The organism is Paracoccus sp. Ld10, assembly GCF_045064235.1.
In the GTDB taxonomy this organism is placed as follows: Bacteria; Pseudomonadota; Alphaproteobacteria; order Rhodobacterales; family Rhodobacteraceae; genus Paracoccus.
Genome location: NZ_JBISHD010000027.1, coordinates 425592 through 445779, shown reverse-complemented (window position 1 = coordinate 445779; position 20188 = coordinate 425592). Strand labels below are relative to the sequence as shown.

Sequence of the window (20188 nt, the reverse complement as noted above, 5' to 3'; positions counted from 1 at the left end):
GGCCCGACGGACAAGAGGACCACGCGGAATGGCAACGGCAGCGCCCGAGAAAAAGGACGGCATCTGGGAGACGATCAAGACGATCTTCTGGGCGCTGGTGATCGCAGGCATCTTTCGCACGCTGTTCTTTCAGCCCTTCTGGATCCCATCGGGCAGCATGAAGGACACGCTGCTGATCGGTGATTTCTTGTTCGTGAACAAGATGGCCTACGGTTATTCCGCACACAGCTGTCCGTTCTCGGCCTGCCCCATCAGCGGCCGTATCCTGGAACGCGAACCGGCGCGCGGCGACGTGGCCGTGTTCCGCCACCCGACCCGCAACGTCGATTTCATCAAACGCGTGATCGGCCTTCCGGGCGACACCGTGCAGATGCGCGGCGGCCGTTTGTGGCTCAACGGGGAACCGGTCCAGATCACCCCAGCCGGTGAATTCATCGAGGTCAAGGAACAGCAGGGCCCGCAGGGGCTGATCCCGCGCTGCGTGAACGACCCGGTCGCCGAGGGCGGCGACTGCATCAGCGAGCGCATGACCGAGACGCTGCCCGGCGGCAACAGCCATGATGTCCTCAACATCGTCGATGGCTGGGTGGCCGACGACACGCCGACGTTTACCGTCCCCGAAGGCCAGTACTTCTTCATGGGTGACAACCGCGACAATTCCGAAGACAGCCGCTTTCCGGCGGAAATCGGCGGCCTGGGCTTTGTGCCCGCCGAATACCTGATCGGCCGTGCCGACCGGATCATGTTCTCGTCCGCGGGGCGGTCATTGCTGTATTTCTGGACGTGGCGGTCCGACCGCTTCTTCAAGGCGGTGAATTGACGCCCTCGGCCGACATCCGGGCCTTCATGGTCCGCTTGGGACACGAGTTTGCGCGGCCCGAACTGCTGATCCGCGCGCTGACGCATGGCTCGATCGCCAGCGTCACGCGGCCCGACAACCAGCGGCTGGAGTTTCTGGGCGACCGCGTCCTGGGACTGGTCATAGCCGAGGCGCTGTTCACCGCCGACACCACCGCCAGCGAGGGGCAGCTTGCGCCGCGATACAACGCGCTGGTGCGGGGCGAAACCTGCGCCGCCGTCGCCCGCGACCTGGCCCTGGGCGATGTGCTGAAACTGGGCCGCTCGGAAATGCTGTCGGGCGGGCGCCGCAAAGAGGCCCTGCTGGCCGACGCGATGGAGGCCGTGCTGGCCGCCGTCTATCTGGATGCGGGGTTCGACGCCGCGCGCCGGGTCGTGCTGCGCCACTGGGCGCCGCGTCTGGCGCGGGTCGATGCCGACAGCCGCGACGCCAAGACCGCCTTGCAGGAATGGGCGCAGGCCCAGGGCATGCCGCCCCCTGTTTATGAACAGACCGAACGCAGCGGCCCCGACCATGCGCCGGTCTTTCTGATCACCGTGCGGCTGGAAGACGGCCGCGACGCGCAGGCCCGTGGCACGGGTACCAAGCGCAGCATCGAACAGGCCGCCGCGCAATCGCTGCTGGACCGGCTGGAAGGACTGACATGACCGACGACGACATCACCCCCGATCAGCCCGCCGTGGCCCAACCCGACGACGGTCCCACCCGCGCCGGTTTTGTCGCCCTGATCGGAGAGCCGAACGCGGGCAAATCCACGCTGCTGAACCAGATGGTCGGCGCCAAGGTCAGCATCGTGACCCACAAGGTCCAGACCACGCGCGCCCGCATCCGCGGCATCGCCATGCACGGGCCAGCGCAGATCGTGTTCGTGGATACGCCGGGCATTTTCCGCCCGCGTCGCCGTCTGGACCGCAGCATGGTCGCCGCGGCCTGGGGTGGGGCGTCGGATGCCGACATCGTGCTGGTCCTGATCGAGGCGCATCGTGGCCTGACCGACGGCACGCAGGCGATCCTGGATCAGTTGGTCAACCTGGGCAAGGGCACGCCCGTCGCGCTGATCATCAACAAGATCGACCGCGTCAAGGCCGAGGCCCTGCTGGCCCTGTCCCAGCAGCTGAACGAGGCCTATCCCTTTGCCGAAACGTTCATGATCTCGGCCATGCGCGGGCACGGATGCCAGCAGTTGCGCGGCTGGCTGGCCCGCACCCTGCCAGAAAGTCCGTGGCTGTACCCCGAGGATCAGATCGCCGACCTGCCCATGCGCATGATCGCCGCCGAGATCACCCGCGAAAAGCTGACCCTGCGCCTGCACGAGGAGATCCCCTATCAGCTGACGGTGGAAACCGAGGCGTGGGAAGAAAAGGACGACGGCAGCGCCCGCGTCGAACAGGTTGTCTATGTCGCCCGCCAGGGCCACAAGGGCATTGTCCTGGGCAAGGGCGGAGAGACGATCAAGGCCGTGGGCCAGGCCGCGCGCGTCGAGCTGGAGGAATTCATGGGCCGCCGCGTCCACCTGTTCCTGCAGGTCCGCGTCCGCGAAAACTGGGAGAACGAGGCCGAACGCTATGACGAGATCGGCCTGAACTTCCGCGACGGCGATGGCTGACATCCGGCTGGCGGCGTCCCTGTGGGTCGCGGCCTATCTGGCGCGGCTGGCGCAGGCCAATATCCCCGCCTATGTCCTGGCGCGCGGCGACGACACGGCGGGGTCCATCTCCGTTAAATGCGCGCGTCTTGACGGTACCGCCGCACTGTGGATGCGCGAATGGGACATGGACAGCGACACCCGCCCCTGGGTCGCGACCAACACGGGTACCGAACGCGACATCGACGCCGCCATCGCCCGCCAGCGGTCCCGCGACCGCGACCTGTGGGTGATCGAGATCGAATCGCGCGACGGGACCACGCTCTTGGATCAGGACGGGTTGTTCTGACCTCTGGCGGGGTCGGTGATTGCAGAATATGCATCCGCGCATGACCAGCATCCCGCAGACCGATTCGCCCAAGGGCCTTGCCTATGCCATCGCCGCCTATGTGCTGTGGGGGGTGCTGCCGATCTACATGAAGGCGCTGTCGCACCTGCCTGCGGCAGAGATCATCGCCCATCGCATCATCTGGTCGCTGCCCATCGCGGCAGCCGTCCTGCTGTGGCAGGGCCGCGCCGCCGAGGTGAAACTGGCCCTGCGCCAGCCGCGCCTGCTGGCGATGGCGGCGCTGACGGCGGTGCTGATCTCGGTCAACTGGCTGATCTATGTCTGGGCGATCGCGAACGATCACGCATTGGACGCGGCGCTTGGCTATTACATCAACCCGCTGTTCAGCGTGTTTCTGGGCGCGACGCTTTTGGGCGAACGACTGACGCGCGGGCAGGTGGCGGCCATCGCGCTGGCGGCCACGGCGGTGATCGTGTTGACCGTCCAGGCGGGCAGCCTGCCGCTGGTGGCGATCGGGCTGACGCTGTCCTGGGGCCTTTACGCCTATTGCAAGAAAAGCCTGCCGCTTGGTCCCAACCAGGGTTTCACGCTGGAGGTGCTGCTGTTGACGCCCTTTGCCGTGGGTTTCCTGATCTGGCAGGCCCTACAGGGCCAGGCACATTTCACCGCCGCGGGCTGGGGACAGACGTTGCTGTTGCTGGGCTGCGGGCCGGTCACGGCGATCCCGCTGCTGTTCTATGCCAACGGGGCCAAGCTGATTCGCCTGTCGACCATCGGCATCCTGCAATATATCGCGCCTACGATGATCTTTCTGTGCGCAGTGGTGCTGTTCGGCGAACCCTTTGACGGCGCGCGCCTGATCGCGTTTCCGATGATTTGGGCGGCGCTGGTGATCTATTCGGTGACCCTGGTCCGCCAGGCGGGCCAGCGCCGTCGTGACCGCCGCGATCTGGCCGCCCGCCGCATGCAATAGACGGACGCGACCCCGGATCGCTGTCCGACGGCCGCGGGTCCTGGGACGATCGTGCATCGACAGGATGTGCGGCATCTGGCCCCCGCGCGCGTGATCGCGCAAGCTGGGCGCGACGAATGCGGAGGCCTTTATGGAATGGCAGGCAGAGGGCACGGTGATCGGTCGCCGTCCGCACGGAGAGACGGCGGTCATCATCGACGTGCTGACGCTGGAACACGGCCGCCATGCCGGTATCGTGCCCGGTGGCGCGTCGCAGAAACGCGCCGCAATGTTGCAACCCGGCGCGCGTCTGACCCTGCGCTGGCGCGCGCGCCAGTCTGACCAGTTGGGCAGCTTTGCGGCCGAACCGCTGCGGATGCGCGCGGGGCTGATGGCCGATGCGACCGCACTGGCCGGGCTGAACGCGGTCTGTGCGCTGTTGGTCTTTGCGCTGCCGGAACGCGACCCGCACCCGATGCTGGTCCAACGGACCGAGGCGCTGCTGGACCAGATCGAGGCCGGGGCGGACTGGCCGCCCGCCTATCTGGCATGGGAGATGCTGCTGCTGGATGAAATGGGGTTTGGTCTGGACCTTGCCAGCTGCGCGGTGACGGGCGCGACCGAGGGGTTGGCCTATGTCAGCCCGCGGTCGGGCCGCGCGGTCAGCCGGCAGGGGGCGGGGGATTGGGCCGATCGTCTGCTGCCATTGCCGGCGGTTATGGGCGGGGCGGGCGACAATCGCGGTCACGACCTGGCCCAGGGGCTGGCGATCACCGGGCATTTCCTGGAACGGCGGCTGGCGCCCGATCTGGTCGGGCGGCCACTGCCCGCCGCGCGGGGGCGGCTGGTCCGTCGTCTGCTGCGGCCCGCCCCGGGGGTGGGGCCGCAGGACGGTTGAAGCCTATTGGTTGCCGCGCGCGGCCGACAGGGCGTCCGTCGTCTGGCCAGCGGGGCGACCGCTTTCAAAGATCAGCCAGGTCGGGCCCTTGATGCGCAGCACGCCGCCATAGAACTCCATCGAGGTGGCCTGCTGCAGAGCCTCGAAAAAGCGCTGTTCGACGGCCAGATCCGCACAGTCGGTGACGCCGGTGGTCTGCAGCGGCTCGAACGCGATGGCGGGCAGCGGGACGGTGTTCGTTGCGGCATAACCGTTGCACGGCCCCAGGCCCGACACGCCTTCGGGGCGGGTCGTCAGGGTGATGTTGCGCAGCGGCACGGTGCCGTTGCCGATGCCGACCAGCACATAGTCGTTGGCCGGGATGCCGCCCATCGGATCGCCTGCCGGTTCCGAACAGGCGGACAGGGTCAGCGTGGCGATGGCAGCCAATGCAAGGGCGGGTCGGATCGTCAGGGACATGGGGCAGGCTCCTATGGGCGCGGACAGGCGGAACTGACGTGGTCTAGCGCCATTTGCCGCCCCGATCCAGCCCGTCCGCGCATCTGCCCAGCAACCTGCGCGCGATCACCTGGGCCTGAATTTCCGCAGCACCCTCAAAGATGTTCAGGATCCGGGCGTCGCACAACACCCGGCTGATCGGATATTCCAGCGCGAAACCGTTGCCACCGTGGATTTGCAGGGCATTGTCGGCCGCCGACCAGGCCACGCGGGCCCCCAGCAGCTTGGCCATCCCGGCCTCGACATCACAGCGGTGACCGTGATCTTTTTCCCACGCGCTGAAATAAGTCAGCTGCCGCGCGATCGTGATTTCGACCGCCATCATGGCCAATTTGTCCGCCACGCGGGGAAAATCGAGCAGCGGTTTGCCGAATTGCTTGCGGTCCAGCGCGTATCGCAGCCCCAGATCCAGCGCATTCTGCGCCACCCCGATGGCCCGCGCGGCTGTCTGGATGCGGGCGGATTCGAACGTCTCCATCAGCTGCTTGAAGCCGCGGCCCGTTTCTCCGCCCAACAGGTTCGCGCCGTCGATGCGAAAGCCGTCAAAGGCCAGTTCGTATTCCTTCATGCCGCGGTAACCCAGAACCGCGATCTCTCCTCCGGTCATGCCGGGGGTGGGAAAGGGGTCGGCATCGGTGCCGGGCGTCTTTTCGGCGATGAACATCGACAGCCCGCGATAGCCGTCGGTCGCAGTGTCGGTGCGCGCCAGCAGGGTCATGACATGGGTGCGGGCCGCATGGGTGATCCAGGTCTTGTTGCCGGTCACCAGCCAGTCGTCGCCGTCGCGCACCGCGCGGGTCCGCAGCGACCCCAGGTCGCTGCCGGTGTTGGGTTCGGTAAAGACCGCCGTCGGCAACGTCTCTCCGCTGGCCAGCCGGGGCAGCCAATGGGCCTTTTGCGCGTCCGTGCCGCCGCACAGGATCAGCTCTGCCGCGATCTCGCTGCGGGTGCCCAGTGACCCCACGCCGATATAGCCGCGCGACAGTTCCTCGGACACGACGACCATCGCGGCCTTGGACAGGCCCAGGCCGCCGAATTCCTCGGGGATGGTCAGGCCGAACACGCCCAGTTCGGCCAGCTCGTCGATGATCGCCATCGGGATCAGCTGGTCCTGCAGGTGCCAGTGGTGGGCGTGGGGGGCGACCTTGTCGGCGCTCCACCGGCGGAACTGGTCGCGGATCATCTCCAGATCCTCGTCCAGGCCACTGGCGCCAAAGGTGGCCGCACCCGCGTCGCGTGCCATCAATGCGGCCAGTTCGGCCCGCGCCTCGGGCGTGTTGCCCGCCATCAGCGCGCGCGCCTGATCGGACGGGTCCCACGTCACGCCCAGATCAGACAGGCGGGCGAATTCGGTCTGGCTCATCGGGATGCCGCCCAGGACCTGGGCCAGGTACTCGGCCATGCCGATACGGGTGATCAGCGCCTCGATGGGACCGTCCACGCGGGCCGACCAATCGGCCAGCTGGCGCAGGGACAGCACATAGGTCGCCAGCCAGGACAGCGCGTGTGCCGCGTGCTGGTGGACCTCCAGCGCATCGGCATCGATACGGCCGTCCACCGTCACGCGGATGCTGAGGGCGTCCTTGGCCCGGGCCAGCAGATCGTCCAGTTCGGACAGGGCGGCCTGCGACTGATGCTGCATGTCTTTCATCGGTACGTCCCTTTGCCGCGTTGCAGCATGAATAGCGCAGTCGATGTCTCTGCGCAACAAATATGCGAAAATAATCCGTTATAAGACCTAATGTGTCGCACGCGATTTGCGAGCCGGTGAGCGGTCGAAGCGGCCTTTTCCTTTTCGTGCGACGCCGCTAGCGTGCGGCCATGTTTGGACTGGAACTTTGGCAATTCGTGGCGGCCTTTGGGGTCACCGCCTTCGCGGGCTTCGTGAAGGGGGCGTTGGGTTTTGCGATGCCGATGATCATGATCTCGGCCTTTGGGTCGATCATGCCGGCACCGGTGGCCCTGGCCGCGATGATCCTGCCGACGCTGTTCACGAACATCCAACAGGCTGTGCGCGATGGGCGGCCCGCCGCCGTGGCATCCGCGGTCAAGTTCCGGCTGCACATCGTGATGGTCGGCATCTTCATCTGCGTATCCGCCGGGTTCGCGGTCTTGATCCCGCAATGGGTGATGTACGCGCTGCTGGGGGTGCCCATCACGCTGTTCGCGCTGTGGCAGCTGTCGGGCCGCCCGCTGGTCCTGAACCTTCGCCACCGCAGGCGTGCCGAAGGGTGGTCGGGTGTCATCGGTGGACTGTATGGCGGCATTTCGGGCATCTGGGGGCCGCCGCTGATCGTCTATCTGCTGTCGATCGGCACGGAAAAGCGTGAACAGGTGCGGGTGCAGGGCGTCGTGTTCCTGATCGGCGCGACCGTGCTGACCGTGGCGCACCTGTTCTCGGGCCTGCTGAACGCATCGACCCTGCCGCTGTCCGCGATCCTGTGCATTCCGGCGTTTGCGGGGATGATGGCGGGGTTCGCGCTGCAGGACCGGCTGGACGTGGATCAGTTCCGCCGCTGGACGCTGTTGCTGCTGATCCTGACCGGGCTGAACCTGATCCGCCGCGCCTTTGAACTCTGGAGCCTGTGATGCCTGACGCCGCCGACCTGACCGCCCGCCTGATCCGCTGTCCATCCGTGACACCACATGAGGGCGGCGCACTGGTCCTGCTGCAGGAGATGCTGGAGGAGGCGGGTTTCGAATGCCACCGCGTCGACCGCAACGGCACGCCGAACCTGTTCGCGCGATGGGGTGCCAAGGGCGCGCGGACCATCGGTTTCAACGGCCATACCGACGTGGTGCCGCCGGGCGATCCTGCGTCGTGGATGCATCCGCCGTTTTCGGGGCATTGGGACGCCGACGACGTGATCTGGGGCCGGGGCGCGACCGACATGAAATCGTGCGTTGCGGCCTTTGTCTGCGCCGCGATCGAATTCGTCCGCCAGACGCCCCCCGACGGGGCGGTGATCCTGACCATCACCGGCGACGAGGAAGGCCCGTCCCGCGACGGGACCATCGCCATTCTGGACTGGATGGCGGCCAACGACGAACGCATGGAGGCCTGCATCGTCGGCGAACCGTCCAACCCCGAGGTCATGGGTGAGATGATGAAGATCGGCCGCCGCGGATCGGCCACCTATACCATCACCGCCAAGGGCCGTCAGGGTCACGCCGCCTATCCGCACAAGGCGCTGAACCCCCTGCACGCGCTGACCCGCTATCTGGCCGACCTGACGGCCGAACCGCTGGACCAGGGGACGGACCATTTCGACCCGTCGGGGTTGCAGATCACCACGATCGACTGCGGCAACCCCGCGTCCAACGTGATCCCCGAAAGGGCGGTGGCGGTGGTCAACATCCGTTTTAACGACATCCATACCGGGGCGGGTCTGCTGGATCACCTGCGCGACCGCGCGGCGTTGGTGCAAGACCAGACCGGCGTGACGCTGACCGTCGAGGCCCAGATCTCGGGCGAAGCGTTCCTGACGGCGCCCGGCCCCTTTGTCGACATGGTCCGCGGCGTGGTCCAGCAGGAGACCAACCGCCAGCCGGTGCTGTCCACGACAGGGGGCACGTCGGACGCGCGTTTCGTCAAGGATCACTGCCCGGTGGTGGAATTCGGGCTGGTGGGTGCCCACATGCACCAAGTGGACGAACGTGTCCCCGCCCAGCAGGTCCGCCAGCTGCAGGTGATCTATCATCGCATCCTGGAAAGGTTCTTTGCATGACCATCGTCGAGACGACCGACTTGGCCACCTGTCATGCGCTGCGCCGCACCGTCTTCATCGAAGAGCAGAACGTCCCCGAGGCCGACGAGATGGACGACCTGGACGACGATGCCGTGCATCTGCTGGCCAGCGACGATGCCGGCCACCCGGTCGCGACCGCACGCCTGCTGCTGAAGGATGACATCGGCAAGATCGGCCGCGTCTGCGTGCTGGCCGATCATCGCGGCACCGGCATGGGGGCGGCACTGATGCGGGCCGCCATCGACGCGCTGGCCGCGCGCGGCGTGCGTCAGGTGCGGCTGGGATCGCAGACCCATGCGATGGGTTTCTATGAAAAGCTGGGCTTTGTCGCCGAGGGGCCCGTCTATGACGACGCGGGCATCCCGCATCGCGACATGGCCCTGAACCTGAAGTGAGCCGATGACCGAGACCCAGATCCCCAGCAAGGCGCAGATCATGGAATGGGTGTCCGACAATCCGGACGCCAACTCCAAGCGCGATATCGCCAAGGCCTTTGGCATCAAGGGCGCCGCGCGGATCGAGCTGAAGCGCCTGCTCAAGGAGCTGGAGGCCGAGGGCCATCTGGAACGCCGCCGCCGCCATTACCTGGACGCCGAGACCCTGCCACCGGTAACGGTCCTGGAACTGCTGGCCCCGGACGGGTCGGGCGATCTGTTCGCACGTCCGCTGGAATGGTCGGGGACCGGGCCGATGCCGCGCATCCTGTACGCGCCGCTGAAGGCCGACCCGGCATTGGGTCGCGGCGACCGGTTCCTGGGCCGCCTGATGCCCGTGGTCGGAGAGGAGTACCAGTATCAGGCCCGCCTGATCCGGCGCATCACCGCCAGCGCGAACCGCATCACCGGCATCTTCCGCAAGGACAGCGAGGGTGGCCGCATCCTGCCCATCGACAAGGGTCAGGACAAGGAATGGCGGATCCGCGCCGATGCCACGCTGGACGCCGAGAACGGCGAGTTGGTACAGGCCGAACAGATCGGCCCGCGCGCCCGCATGGGGCTGCCCATTGCGCGCATCATCGAACGGCTGGGCGATCCGTCGGCCCCCCGTGCGGTCAGCCTGATCGCGATCCATCAACACGGCATTCCCGACGAATTCCCGCAAAAAGCCATCGACGAGGCCGAGGCCGCCAAGCCTGCGCCGCTGAAGGGTCGCGACGACCTGCGTCACCTGCCGCTGGTCACCATCGACCCCTCGGATGCGCGCGATCACGACGACGCCGTCGCGGGATTCGTCGAGGAGGATGGCGGCGCGACGATCTGGGTCGCCATCGCCGATGTCGCCCATTACGTCCGCCCCGGATCCGCACTGGACCGCGAGGCCTGGGGGCGCGGCAATTCCACCTATTTCCCCGACCGCGTGGTGCCGATGCTGCCCGAGGCGCTTTCGGCAGACCTGTGTTCGCTGCATGAGGGCGTGGACCGGCCGGTTATTGCTGTGGAAATGCGTCTGGATGCACAGGGCAACAAGACCGGCCACCGGTTCCACCGCGCGATGATGAGCAGCCGCGCCAGCCTGTCCTACGAACAGGCGCAGGCGGGGGCGGACGGGGTGCCCGACGCACAGACCGAACCGCTGATCGACGAGGTGATCCGCCCATTGTGGCATGCGTACGGCCTGCTCAAGGGCGCGCGCGAACGCCGCCAGCCGCTGGAATTGGACCTGCCCGAGCGCCGGATCGAGCTGTCGCCAGAGGGGCGCGTCAAGGCCGTGGCGTTCCGTGAACGTCTGGACGCGCACAAGCTGATCGAGGAGTTCATGGTGCTGGCCAACGTGGCCGCATCCGAGGAGCTGACCCGCCGCAAGCGCCCTTTGCTGTTCCGCGTCCACGAAGAGCCCAGCCTGGCCAAGATGGATGCCCTGCGCGAGGTGGCGCAGGCATCGGGGTTCACGCTGGCCAAGGGGCAGGTGCTGCACACCAGCCATCTGAACCGCCTGCTGGCCCAGGCCGAGGGCAGCGATTTCGATGAGCTGATCAACATCAGCACGCTGCGGTCCATGACGCAGGCCTATTACCACCCCGACAATCTTGGCCATTTCGGCCTGTCGCTGAAAAGCTATGCGCATTTCACCTCGCCCATCCGGCGCTATGCCGATCTGGTGGTGCACCGGGCGCTGATCAGCGCGCATGGCTGGGGCAAGGACGGGTTGTCCGAGGACCAGGTCGAACGCCTGCCCGAAACGGCCATCCATATCAGCGAGACCGAACGGCGCAGCATGGCAGCCGAACGCGACACCACCGACCGCTATCTGGCGGCGTTCCTGGCCGAACGCGTGGGCACGGAAATGACCGGTCGCATCAGCGGCATCCAGAGATTCGGCGCCTTTATCAAGCTGGACGAAACCGGGGCCGACGGGCTGCTGCCCATCCGCGCCATCGGTCAGGAATATTTCCACTTTGACCCCGACCGCCAGATGCTGATCGGCAGCGACACGGGGCTGGAGATCGGCATCGGGCAACGGGTGACGGTCCGCCTGGCCGAGGCGCTGCCCCTGACGGGCGGTCTGCTGCTGGACCTGCTGGAACTGGAGGGGGCGACCCTGCCGCGCGGCCCGTCCAAGGGCCGGCGCGGAGGTGGCCCCGGTCGCACCGCGGTCAAGTCCCGCCTGGCCGAGATCAAGCGCGCGACCAAACGGCGGCGCAAGCGCTGATCAGCTTTCGCGGAACGCCCGGTTGAAATAGTCGGTCAGCGGTTTCATCAGATAGGCCATCGGGCTACGGTCGCCGGTCTGGATATAGACCTCGACCGGCATGCCGGGGACCAGCGCCAGCCCGCCCAGCTTTTCCAGCTGGTCAGGCGGGATCGACACCTCGGCCCGGTAATAAGGCGTCTGGGTCGCCTCATCCAGCAGCGCGTCGGCCGAGATGCGGTCCAGCCGGCCGTCGATTTCGGGCGTGGTGCGTGACGAGAATGCGGAAAACCGCAGCACCACGGGCTGGCCCAACTGGATTTCGTCGATGTTGATGGTGGCCACGCGGGCACCGATCACCAGGGGGCGGTCCTGTGGAATGATGTACAACAGAGGATCGGCCGCCCGGATGACCGACCGGGGTGTAGTGACCTGCATGTTATAGACGACGCCAGACACGGGCGCGCGGATGTCCAGGCGTTCCATCTGTTCGGTCAGGCTGCGACGGCGTTCGGCCAGTTCCAGTTCCCGATACCCCAGATCGCCCAGTTCGGTCTCGGCCTCTTCGCGGCGTTCGGCGGCCAGCCGCAGGCTCTGGATCTGCAGTTCGGTCTGGCGGATCGCGGCGGATGCGCGGCTGGCCTGCAAAGAGCCCAGTTCGCCGTCGATGCGCGCAGCCTCGCGTTCCAGCGCCAGAACGCGGCTGGCCTGCGCCAGACCCCGGTCCAGCAGGCTCTGCTGATCGGCCAGCTCTCGTCCGATCAGCCGACGTTGGGTGTCCAGGGCAGCGATCTGGGCATCGATACCGTCAACCTCGGAGTCGATCTGGTCGGATTGCTTGGCCAACTGGTCCAGCGACTGGTGCATCGTGTCCACGCGGGTGCGGAACAGGCTGGTCTGACCCGCGATCAGGTCCTGCAATGCCTGCGATTCGGTCGCGGTCTGCACCAGTTCGTCGGGAAAGGTGATCGTGTCGGCGTCGGCGCGCTCGGCCTCCAACCGGCCGCGACGTGCCATCAGCTCGAAATACTGGCCCTCGACGATCGTGTGCTCGGTGCGCAGCAGCGTGCCGTCCAGCGTCAACAGCAGGTCGCCCGCAGCGACGGTGTTTCCTTCGGAGACGGTGATGTCCTGAACCACGCCGCCATCGGGATGCTGGACGATCTGGCGTTGCTGTTCGACCTCGACCTGTCCTCCTGCGACCACCGCGCCGGAAATGAGCGTGGACATCGCCCAGGCCGTAAAACCACCCACCAGCACCAGAACCATCAGCAGTCCGGCGATGATCGGGCCGCGTACGGGCCAGCGGCGGTCGCCCGATAGTGCGCGTGTCGCCCCGCCGTTCATGCGACGCCCCCGCCCTGGCCGATGGTCTGCGCATGACGGATCTGGGCTGAATTCTGAACCATCTGTTCCAGGACCTTGTCGCGCGGCCCAAAGGCGCGACGCACGCCGCCCTCCAGCACCAGCAGGTTTTCGCATTCGTTGATCGCTGCGGGGCGGTGGGCCATGATGATGACCGCGCCACCCTGCGATTTCATCCTCCGGATCGCGGCATTCAGCGCATCGGACCCCAGATTGTCCAGGTTCGAGTTCGGCTCGTCCAGAACCAGCAGCACGGGGTCGGGATACAGCGCGCGCGCCAGCCCGATGCGTTGGATCTGTCCGCCGGACAGACGCCCCGCCGTCTGGCTGATGCGCGTGTCATAGCCCTGCGGCAGGTCCAGGATCATCTGGTGCGCAGCAGCCGCCTGCGCAGCGCGCACTACCCGGTCAGGGTCGGGGCGGTCGGACAGGCGGGCGATATTTTCGGCGATGGTGCCGTCAAAAAGGGTCACCTGCTGGGGCAGGTATCCGATCAGGCCGCCCAGCACGTCCGGGTGGTACTGGTCCAGCGTCGCGCCGCCAAGCCGGATGCTGCCCCCGCCGACACGCCATGCACCGATCAGCGCGCGTGCCAGCGTCGATTTGCCCGCACCCGACGGCCCGATCACCCCCAGGGCCGTGCCCGGCGCCACGCCGAAGCTGACCGAACGCAGGGTGGCCTGCCCCTCTCCGGGGGGGGCGACGGACAGGTTGCGAACCTCCAGCCGGGCCTCGGGGCGGGGCAGGGGCGTGCGGGCCGGGTCGGCGGGCTGGCGCGACAGCAGACCCGACATGCGGCCCCATCCGTCCTGGGCCGCCTGGACGGCTGGCCAGCCCCCGACCAACTGGTCGACCGGCGCCAACGCGCGGCCCATCATGATCGAACTGGCGATCATCGCGCCTGGTGTCAGCTCCTGGCGCAGCACCAGCCATGCGCCGGCAGCCAGCATCGCGCTTTGCAGAAACAGCCGAAAGGTACGTGAAAAGACGCTGAACCCCGCCGACAGATCCCCCGCACGGACCGAGTTGTCTTGTGATTCCGACCGGGCCAGCCGCCAGCGGGTGAATGTCGCGCCGCGCATGCCCAACGCCCCGATCACTTCGCCCTCGTCGCGGTACAGGTCGGCCATGCGCTGTGCCTGTGCACCGGCCTGGGCCGATCCCTGAAGGGGCGCGCGAGTCAGCACGCGGTTCAGGATAGTGGTGCAGACCAGAATAATGCCGCCGACCGTGGCCACGATTCCCAGAACCGGGTGAAAGACAAAGATCGCCGCCAGAAACAGCGGCGCCCATGGCAGATCGAAAAAGGCCAGCATCACGGGCGACCCGATCAGCCGCTGCACCGCGTCCAGATCGCGCATGCCGCCTGCCGCCGCGGCCGATTCGTCGCCGCGCAATGCGCCTTCGCGCAAAGCCGCGTCAAACACGCGCCCCTCCATCCGGTCCTGAAACCGGGCGGCGATCCGCTGCATCACGCGGTTGCGGATAAGGTCGATGACGCCCATCAGCGCGAACAGAAAGATCACCAGCACGAACAGTGCGGTCAGGGTTTCCACGCTGCGCGAGGCCAGCACGCGGTCATAGACCTGAAGCATGAACAGCGGGCCGGTCAACATCAGCAGGTTGACGACGGCCGAAAACACGCCCACCGCCAGAAACAGCGGCCAGCCCGTGGCGCGCGCCTTGCGCAGTTCCCGGGCCCCGTCGGGCAGGTTCGCAGCCTTGGCCATTCGTCACGCCTTGAAATCGCCGCGCCTCTGGCGGGGCTTGCCTCGTTCCGGCGGCGACCATATCACCACGCAGGGCTTATGCCAGCCTGCAGCGGCCCGTGTATCGAAAGGTTATGATTTCCCGTGCGCCACAACATCCCTCCCGTCATGGCCCTGCTGCTGATGGCCCTTGTCGCCGCCGGTTGCGCGCAGGCGCCCGTCCAACAGGACGGCATCACCATCAACGACCCGTACGAGGCGCAGAACCGCCGCGTCCACGCCTTTAACAAGGGGTTGGACGCGCGGGTGATCGGCCCCGTCGCGAACCGGCTGAAGGGCGAGGACGACGACGCGCCGCGCGACCCCGACGCGCCGATCGGACCGCTGCAGATGGTCATCAACGCCGGGCGCAACCTGTCGCTGCCGGTCAAGGCCGTGAACGGCCTGCTGCAGGGCAGGCCGGGCGATGCGGGCGCGAACCTGACCCGGTTCGCGGTCAATTCGACGGTGGGTCTGGGCGGCGTCTTTGACCCGGCCGCCGACAGTTTCGGCGTGACCGAACGCGACACCGATTTCGGCCAGACGCTGGCCGTCTGGGGCGTTGCCGAAGGGCCGTATCTGGAACTGCCGGTGCTGGGTCCGTCGACCCGGCGCGATGCGGTGGGGCAGGTGGTCGATCTGATGATCGATCCGTTGTACCATCTGCTGGACGGTCGCGACGCGGGCGCGGTCTTTGGCCTGCGCGTCGCGTCAAAAGCCGGTGATCGGGCGCGCTTTGGCGACACGGTGGATGGCATTCTGCAGGGCAGTGCGGATAGCTATGCCCAGACGCGGCTGATCTGGCTGATGAACCGCCGCTTTGATTTGGGAGAAACCGGTGACGATTATGACCCCTATGACGATGCGGACGTCATCGACCCTTATTCGGACTGATCGTCGGGGCCTGTTGGGCCTGATCGGATGTGCGTCGCTGACGGCGGTGCTGCCTTGGCGTCCCGCCCATGCGCTGGACGCGGACGGGGCGCGGGCGCTGATCGACCGGTCGCTGGCCGAGGTCTATCAGGTCATCAATTCGGGTCAGCCCACCCCGCAGATGTATCAGCAGTTCGAGGCGATCTTTGCCCGCTATGCCGATGTCGACGTCATTGCGCGGTCCGCCCTGGGCCCCGCGGCGCGCCAGACCGACCCCGTTGTGTTCGCCGATTACCGGCAGTCGTTCCAGGGCTATATCGGGCGCAAGTACGGGGCGCGGTTCCGCGAGTTCATCGGGTCCCGCATCGAGGTGACAGATTCGCGGCAGCTCAAAAGCTTTTATGCGGTGACGTCTGTGGCCTATCTGAACGGTCGCGCGCCGCTGGAGGTGGAGTGGCACGTATCGGACCGGTCGGGGCAGGACCTGTATTTCAACATCATCATCGAGGGTGTGAACATGCTGGCCAGCGAACGCGCCGAGATCGGCGCCATGCTTGCCCGCCGTCAGGGCGACGTGGCAGGTCTGGCCGCGGATCTGCGCCAGGCAGGCTGACATCGTGAGCCCATGAAAAAGCCGCCCGGTCCTGCGACCGGGCGGCTTTTTCATATCCGGGGATCAGTTCCCGCCCAGAATGCCGTTCAGGGCACGGGACAGCGCGTCGTCCGAATCGGACCCGACGCTGTTGCCCGGCGTGACGGGGGGGCCGCCCTGCACGGTGCCGGGGTTCGGGATCACACGACCGCTGTTCTGCGCCTCGATGCCGTTCATCACCCCGGCCAGCGCTGCGGCCAGCGGATCGTCGGGCGAACCGCTGGTCACCACCTGCGGAGTGGTGCCGCCGCTGGACATGATGATCCCGCTGCCGTCGGGCGACACGGTCGACAGGGCCAGTTCGGGCAGGCCGTCATGGATTTCCTGCATCACGGCCTGCCAGATTTCCGCAGGCAGACCGCCGCCGGTGACGCCGGTCAGGGGCGTGTTGTCGTCGTTGCCCATCCAGACGCCGGTCACGTACTGTTCGGTGAACCCCACGAACCACGCGTCGCGATAGCTGCTGGTGGTGCCGGTCTTGCCCGCCACGGGCCGGCTGCCCAGTTGCGCGCGCCCGCCGGTGCCGTTCGTGATGACCTGCTGCATCATGTAGATCAGCTGGCCCGCAGCGCGCTGGCTGATGACGCGTTCGCCGAAACCGCCGGTCTGCCCCATCAGCGGGCGGTCGTCGCCCTGCATCGCGACCTCGACCACGCCATAGGGCGCCACCGAAGTGCCGCCGTTGCGGATGCCCGCATAGGCCCCGGTTAGTTCCAGCAGCGTCGCCTCGGACGCGCCCAGACCCAGGGACGGGCTGGTGGTCAGGTTGCTGACGATGCCGAAATCGCGCGCCACGCGGATCACCTGATCACGGCCCACGACCTCCTGCAGGCGGATGGTCGAGGTGTTCAGCGACTGTGCCAGCGACGTGGTCAGCGTGACCATGCCGCGATAGTTGCGGGAATAGTTCTGAGGCGACCAGTTGCGCCCGCCCGGAATGCGGATGGTCAGGGGGCCGTCCTCGATCCGGTCGCCGGGCGAATAGCCGGCCTCCAACGCCGCGGCGTAGACAAACGGCTTGAAGCTGGACCCGGTCTGGCGCTTGGCCTGGGTGGCACGGTTGAACACGCCGTTCACCTTTGTGTCGCGCCCGCCGATGATCGCGCGCACCGCGCCGTCCGCGGACATCACGACGACCGCCGCCTCGGCGGTCGAGCCGTCCTTGACCTTTTCGTCGAACACCTTCTGCAGGGCACGTTCGGCGGCCCGCTGGATGCGCTGGTCCAGCGTGGTGGTGATGGTCACGTCCTCGGTCGTCTCGCTGGTCAGGAAACCGGGACCCGATTCCATCAGCCAGTCCGCAAAATAACCGCCCGCCCGCGCGGTCGCAGCCTGCGACAGGGTCGCGGGATTGGCGCGGGCCTGTGTCAGCTGCTGGTCGTCCAGATAGCCTTCCTGATGCATCAACCCCATCACCACACTGGCGCGATTCTGCGCGCGCTCCAGGCTGGCGGTGGGGGCATAGCGGCTTGGCGCGGGCAAGAGGCCCGCCAGCATCGCGGCCTCGGACACGTTCAGGTCGGTCGCAGGCTTGTTGAAATAGACCTGGCTTGCGGCCTCGAAGCCCCGGGCGCCGCCGCCCAGATAGGACCGGTTCATGTAGATGCTGAGGATCTCTTCCTTGCTGTACTTCGCCTCCATGGCGAAGGCATAGGGGATCTCCTTGATCTTGCGCCACACGCCGCCGGACCGGCATTCGGCCTCGAACTCGGCCTCGTTGGCGAAACGCGTGGGATCGAACGTGTCGCCCAGGCACAGCAGCTTGGCGACCTGCTGGGTGATGGTGGAACCGCCGTTCCCCTCTAGCGGGCCGCGACCCTCGGCCATGTTGATCCGGATGGCGCTGGCGATGCCGCGCGGACTGACGCCGAAATGGCGGAAAAAGCGCCGGTCCTCGGACGACAGCACGGCCTGTTGCAGCACAGGCGGGATCTGGTCGCTGGTGACCGCGCCATAGGTCTCTCCGCGCCAGGCAAAGACGCGACCGTCGCGGTCCAGCATGGTGACGCTGCCGCGGGCGCGGCCGTCGAACAGATCCTGCGCCTCGGGCAGGCTGACATAGAAATAGGCGCTGGCCGCACCGATGATCAACGCGACCGTCATGGCCAGCCGCCAGATCGACCCCCAGACGATGCGCCAAGCCAGCGTCACCAGCCCGGCGATCCACCCCAGGATGCCGCCGCGCCGCGGTTTGCGGTGACGTTTGACCTTGCGGGGCGTCGTTTTGGCCGGCGCGGGCTGGCTGCGCCTGTCGGCAACAGGGCTTTTGCCCGAGCGGGGCGGGGTACCGGTGGGTCGTTTCATGCGTCGGGTGCCTGCGTGACTGCGAAGCCGGTTGGTCCGGCCGGATTGGACGACAGACTACAACAAGACGATGCAAAGGGGAATTGGGGTGACCAATCCGTGATACAGGCGCGGCGGACGCCGTCGCGTTACGAATGGCTGGCGTACGGGCAGGTTGCACAGCGTGCGGGCAACTCAATCGTCCGACCAGATAATATGTGCATAAAAATCGGGCTATGCCGCGTTTTTCCGCACGTTTGGAGGGCAGTTCAGGTTTCCGGCCTGTCCCTGGCCCGGCGCATCTTTGCCGAGGCGGTGGAATTGCAGATGAAAGGGGCGATGACAGCCGGTCCGGCGGCTGTGGCACCAAGCGAGGTTTAATCACATGAACAAGACCCTCCCGCTCATCGCGAGCCTTGGCGTGATGGCGGCTTTCCCCGCCGCCGCGCAAGAGGCCGCGGCGCCCGTGGAGGCGGCGGTCGCCGTCAGCGCGGATGTCGCCTATATCTTCAACACGCTGCTGTTCCTGATCGGCGGCTTTCTGGTCATGTGGATGGCTGCGGGCTTTGCGATGCTGGAGGCGGGCCTAGTCCGCTCCAAGAACGTGACGACGCAGCTGTTCAAGAACATCGCGCTGTTTGCCATCGCGGGCATCATGTACTGGCTGATCGGGTACAATCTGATGTATCCGGGCGACTGGACCGTGGCCGGCTGGATCGGAGAGATCTTCAGCCCCAAGGGCATCGACCCCGTCGCAGGTGCGACCGCCGAAGACGGCTATTCGGCGGGATCGGATTTCTTTTTCCAGCTGATGTTCTGCGCCACCACCGCGTCCATCGTGTCGGGCACCCTGGCCGAACGCGTCAAGCTGTGGCCGTTCCTGATCTTTACCGTCGTGCTGACCGGCCTGATCTATCCGATCGAGGCCAGCTGGCAGTGGGGCGGCGGCTGGCTGTCCGAGGCTGGGTTCTCGGATTTCGCGGGCTCGACGCTGGTCCATGCTGCCGGTGGTTTCGCTGCGCTGGCGGGTGCCATCGTGCTGGGCGCACGGACGGGCAAATACCGCCCCGACGGTCGCCAACAGCCGATGCCGGGTTCGAACCTGGCGTTGGCCACGCTGGGTACGTTCATCCTGTGGCTGGGCTGGTTCGGGTTCAACGGCGCATCGCAACTGGCCATCGGGTCGATCAACGACGCCGCTGATGTCAGCCGGATCTTTGTGAACACCAACATGGCCGCATCGGGCGGCGCGGTCGCGGCGATCATCGTCACGCAGCTGCTGTACGGCAAGATCGATCTGACCATGGTGCTGAACGGCGCGCTGGCCGGTCTGGTGTCGATCACGGCAGAACCGCTGATGCCGTCGATCTTTGCCTCGATCCTGATCGGTGGCGCAGGCGGTGCGATTGCGGTGCTGGTCGTCCCGATGCTGGACAAGATGAAGATCGACGACGTCGTCGGCGCCATTCCCGTCCACCTGGTCGCGGGCGTCTGGGGCACCATGATCGTCCCGGTCACCAACCCCGACACCAGCTTTGCGACGCAGGCGATGGGCGTGCTGGCGATCGGTGCATTCGTGTTCGTGATCAGCTTTGTCGTGTGGACGATCCTCAAGGTCACCATGGGCATCCGCGTCAGCAAGGAAGCAGAGATCAGCGGGCTGGACATCTCGGAGATGGGCATGGAGGCCTATCCCGACTTCGTCCAGGCAAAATAAGGCCCGACGCAGGGCGCAGGAAAAAGGGGCGG

The 20188-nt window shown here is 66.7% G+C and carries 18 protein-coding genes; 13 read left to right on the top strand and 5 right to left on the bottom strand.

Annotated elements, in window-relative coordinates; genetic code table 11:
• Positions 1-28 precede the first annotated feature (28 nt).
• From lepB to recO, 6 genes are all read left to right on the top strand, one after another.
• Complete coding sequence (lepB, locus tag ACJJVR_RS10505) at positions 29-820, top strand: signal peptidase I (protein ID WP_405404340.1); 792 nt, start codon at positions 29-31, stop codon at positions 818-820.
• A complete protein-coding gene (gene rnc, locus ACJJVR_RS10500; protein ID WP_405404339.1) occupies positions 817-1506 on the top strand; it encodes a ribonuclease III in 690 nt (229 codons plus the stop codon). Before lepB ends, rnc begins: the two co-directional genes overlap by 4 nt.
• Complete coding sequence (era, locus tag ACJJVR_RS10495; RefSeq protein WP_405404337.1) at positions 1503-2465, top strand: GTPase Era; 963 nt, start codon at positions 1503-1505, stop codon at positions 2463-2465. Before rnc ends, era begins: the two co-directional genes overlap by 4 nt.
• Positions 2458-2793, top strand: a complete 336-nt coding sequence (locus ACJJVR_RS10490) for a DUF1491 family protein (protein ID WP_405404336.1) — start codon at positions 2458-2460, stop codon at positions 2791-2793. The genes era and ACJJVR_RS10490 overlap by 8 nt, the downstream gene beginning before the upstream one ends.
• Before the next feature lie 40 nt (positions 2794-2833).
• On the top strand, positions 2834-3766 hold the full coding sequence (rarD, locus tag ACJJVR_RS10485; RefSeq protein WP_405404335.1) for an EamA family transporter RarD: 933 nt from the start codon (positions 2834-2836) through the stop codon (positions 3764-3766).
• 130 nt (positions 3767-3896) lie between these two features.
• Positions 3897-4643 carry a DNA repair protein RecO gene (recO, locus tag ACJJVR_RS10480; protein WP_405404333.1) on the top strand — a complete coding sequence of 249 codons (747 nt, stop codon included), beginning with the start codon at positions 3897-3899 and terminating at the stop codon, positions 4641-4643.
• Between the two features lie 3 nt (positions 4644-4646).
• On the opposite strand, the gene ACJJVR_RS10475 is transcribed toward recO, so the two are convergent.
• Positions 4647-5102 carry an META domain-containing protein gene (locus tag ACJJVR_RS10475; RefSeq protein WP_405404331.1) on the bottom strand — a complete coding sequence of 152 codons (456 nt, stop codon included), beginning with the start codon at positions 5100-5102 and terminating at the stop codon, positions 4647-4649.
• 43 nt (positions 5103-5145) lie between these two features.
• On the bottom strand, positions 5146-6783 hold the full coding sequence (locus ACJJVR_RS10470; RefSeq protein WP_405404460.1) for an acyl-CoA dehydrogenase family protein: 1638 nt from the start codon (positions 6781-6783) through the stop codon (positions 5146-5148).
• A 179-nt stretch (positions 6784-6962) separates the two neighbouring features.
• On the opposite strand from ACJJVR_RS10470, the gene ACJJVR_RS10465 reads away from it, so the two are divergent.
• The 4 genes from ACJJVR_RS10465 to rnr are packed head-to-tail and all read left to right on the top strand — an operon-like array spanning position 6963 to position 11539.
• Positions 6963-7730: a sulfite exporter TauE/SafE family protein gene (locus tag ACJJVR_RS10465; RefSeq protein ID WP_405404330.1), complete on the top strand. Its 768-nt coding sequence runs from the start codon at positions 6963-6965 to the stop codon at positions 7728-7730.
• The gene (dapE, locus tag ACJJVR_RS10460) at positions 7730-8869 is read left to right on the top strand and encodes a succinyl-diaminopimelate desuccinylase (protein WP_405404329.1); all 1140 of its coding nucleotides are present in this window, start codon (positions 7730-7732) and stop codon (positions 8867-8869) included. The genes ACJJVR_RS10465 and dapE overlap by 1 nt, the downstream gene beginning before the upstream one ends.
• Entirely contained in the window at positions 8866-9285 is a 420-nt protein-coding gene (locus tag ACJJVR_RS10455; protein ID WP_405404328.1) for a GNAT family N-acetyltransferase, read from the top strand. Before dapE ends, ACJJVR_RS10455 begins: the two co-directional genes overlap by 4 nt.
• A 4-nt stretch (positions 9286-9289) precedes the next feature.
• Positions 9290-11539 carry a ribonuclease R gene (rnr, locus tag ACJJVR_RS10450; RefSeq protein WP_405404326.1) on the top strand — a complete coding sequence of 750 codons (2250 nt, stop codon included), beginning with the start codon at positions 9290-9292 and terminating at the stop codon, positions 11537-11539.
• Here the strand turns inward: rnr and ACJJVR_RS10445 are convergent, their stop codons facing one another.
• Both ACJJVR_RS10445 and ACJJVR_RS10440 read right to left on the bottom strand, forming a co-directional pair.
• The gene (locus ACJJVR_RS10445; protein ID WP_405404325.1) at positions 11540-12865 is read right to left on the bottom strand and encodes an HlyD family type I secretion periplasmic adaptor subunit; all 1326 of its coding nucleotides are present in this window, start codon (positions 12863-12865) and stop codon (positions 11540-11542) included.
• Complete coding sequence (locus ACJJVR_RS10440; RefSeq protein WP_405404324.1) at positions 12862-14613, bottom strand: type I secretion system permease/ATPase; 1752 nt, start codon at positions 14611-14613, stop codon at positions 12862-12864. The genes ACJJVR_RS10445 and ACJJVR_RS10440 overlap by 4 nt, the downstream gene beginning before the upstream one ends.
• A gap of 123 nt (positions 14614-14736) precedes the next feature.
• Between ACJJVR_RS10440 and ACJJVR_RS10435 the strand changes: the two genes are divergently transcribed.
• A complete protein-coding gene (locus ACJJVR_RS10435) occupies positions 14737-15525 on the top strand; it encodes a VacJ family lipoprotein (protein WP_405404322.1) in 789 nt (262 codons plus the stop codon).
• Positions 15488-16117, top strand: a complete 630-nt coding sequence (locus tag ACJJVR_RS10430) for a phospholipid-binding protein MlaC (protein ID WP_405404321.1) — start codon at positions 15488-15490, stop codon at positions 16115-16117. Before ACJJVR_RS10435 ends, ACJJVR_RS10430 begins: the two co-directional genes overlap by 38 nt.
• Before the next feature lie 63 nt (positions 16118-16180).
• Here ACJJVR_RS10430 and ACJJVR_RS10425 read toward each other — a convergent pair whose 3' ends face one another.
• A complete protein-coding gene (locus ACJJVR_RS10425; protein WP_405404320.1) occupies positions 16181-18460 on the bottom strand; it encodes a transglycosylase domain-containing protein in 2280 nt (759 codons plus the stop codon).
• Positions 18461-18824: 364 nt separating this feature from the next.
• On the opposite strand from ACJJVR_RS10425, the gene ACJJVR_RS10420 reads away from it, so the two are divergent.
• The gene (locus ACJJVR_RS10420) at positions 18825-20156 is read left to right on the top strand and encodes an ammonium transporter (protein ID WP_405404318.1); all 1332 of its coding nucleotides are present in this window, start codon (positions 18825-18827) and stop codon (positions 20154-20156) included.
• Positions 20157-20188: the final 32 nt, after the last annotated feature.

Bases quoted from the DNA above. Each gene is read 5' to 3' on its own strand.
- ACJJVR_RS10470 (WP_405404460.1), bottom strand. From the start codon at position 6,783: ATGCAGCATCAGTCGCAGGCCGCCCTGTCCGAACTGGACGATCTGCTG.
- ACJJVR_RS10475 (WP_405404331.1), bottom strand. From the start codon at position 5,102: ATGTCCCTGACGATCCGACCCGCCCTTGCATTGGCTGCCATCGCCACG.
- ACJJVR_RS10455 (WP_405404328.1), top strand. From the start codon at position 8,866: ATGACCATCGTCGAGACGACCGACTTGGCCACCTGTCATGCGCTGCGC.
- ACJJVR_RS10430 (WP_405404321.1), top strand. From the start codon at position 15,488: ATGACGATGCGGACGTCATCGACCCTTATTCGGACTGATCGTCGGGGC.
- ACJJVR_RS10490 (WP_405404336.1), top strand. From the start codon at position 2,458: ATGGCTGACATCCGGCTGGCGGCGTCCCTGTGGGTCGCGGCCTATCTG.
- ACJJVR_RS10440 (WP_405404324.1), bottom strand. From the start codon at position 14,613: ATGGCCAAGGCTGCGAACCTGCCCGACGGGGCCCGGGAACTGCGCAAG.
- lepB (WP_405404340.1), top strand. From the start codon at position 29: ATGGCAACGGCAGCGCCCGAGAAAAAGGACGGCATCTGGGAGACGATC.
- rnr (WP_405404326.1), top strand. From the start codon at position 9,290: ATGACCGAGACCCAGATCCCCAGCAAGGCGCAGATCATGGAATGGGTG.
- recO (WP_405404333.1), top strand. From the start codon at position 3,897: ATGGAATGGCAGGCAGAGGGCACGGTGATCGGTCGCCGTCCGCACGGA.
- ACJJVR_RS10425 (WP_405404320.1), bottom strand. From the start codon at position 18,460: ATGAAACGACCCACCGGTACCCCGCCCCGCTCGGGCAAAAGCCCTGTT.
- era (WP_405404337.1), top strand. From the start codon at position 1,503: ATGACCGACGACGACATCACCCCCGATCAGCCCGCCGTGGCCCAACCC.
- ACJJVR_RS10465 (WP_405404330.1), top strand. From the start codon at position 6,963: ATGTTTGGACTGGAACTTTGGCAATTCGTGGCGGCCTTTGGGGTCACC.
- rarD (WP_405404335.1), top strand. From the start codon at position 2,834: ATGACCAGCATCCCGCAGACCGATTCGCCCAAGGGCCTTGCCTATGCC.
- ACJJVR_RS10420 (WP_405404318.1), top strand. From the start codon at position 18,825: ATGAACAAGACCCTCCCGCTCATCGCGAGCCTTGGCGTGATGGCGGCT.
- ACJJVR_RS10445 (WP_405404325.1), bottom strand. From the start codon at position 12,865: ATGAACGGCGGGGCGACACGCGCACTATCGGGCGACCGCCGCTGGCCC.
- dapE (WP_405404329.1), top strand. From the start codon at position 7,730: ATGCCTGACGCCGCCGACCTGACCGCCCGCCTGATCCGCTGTCCATCC.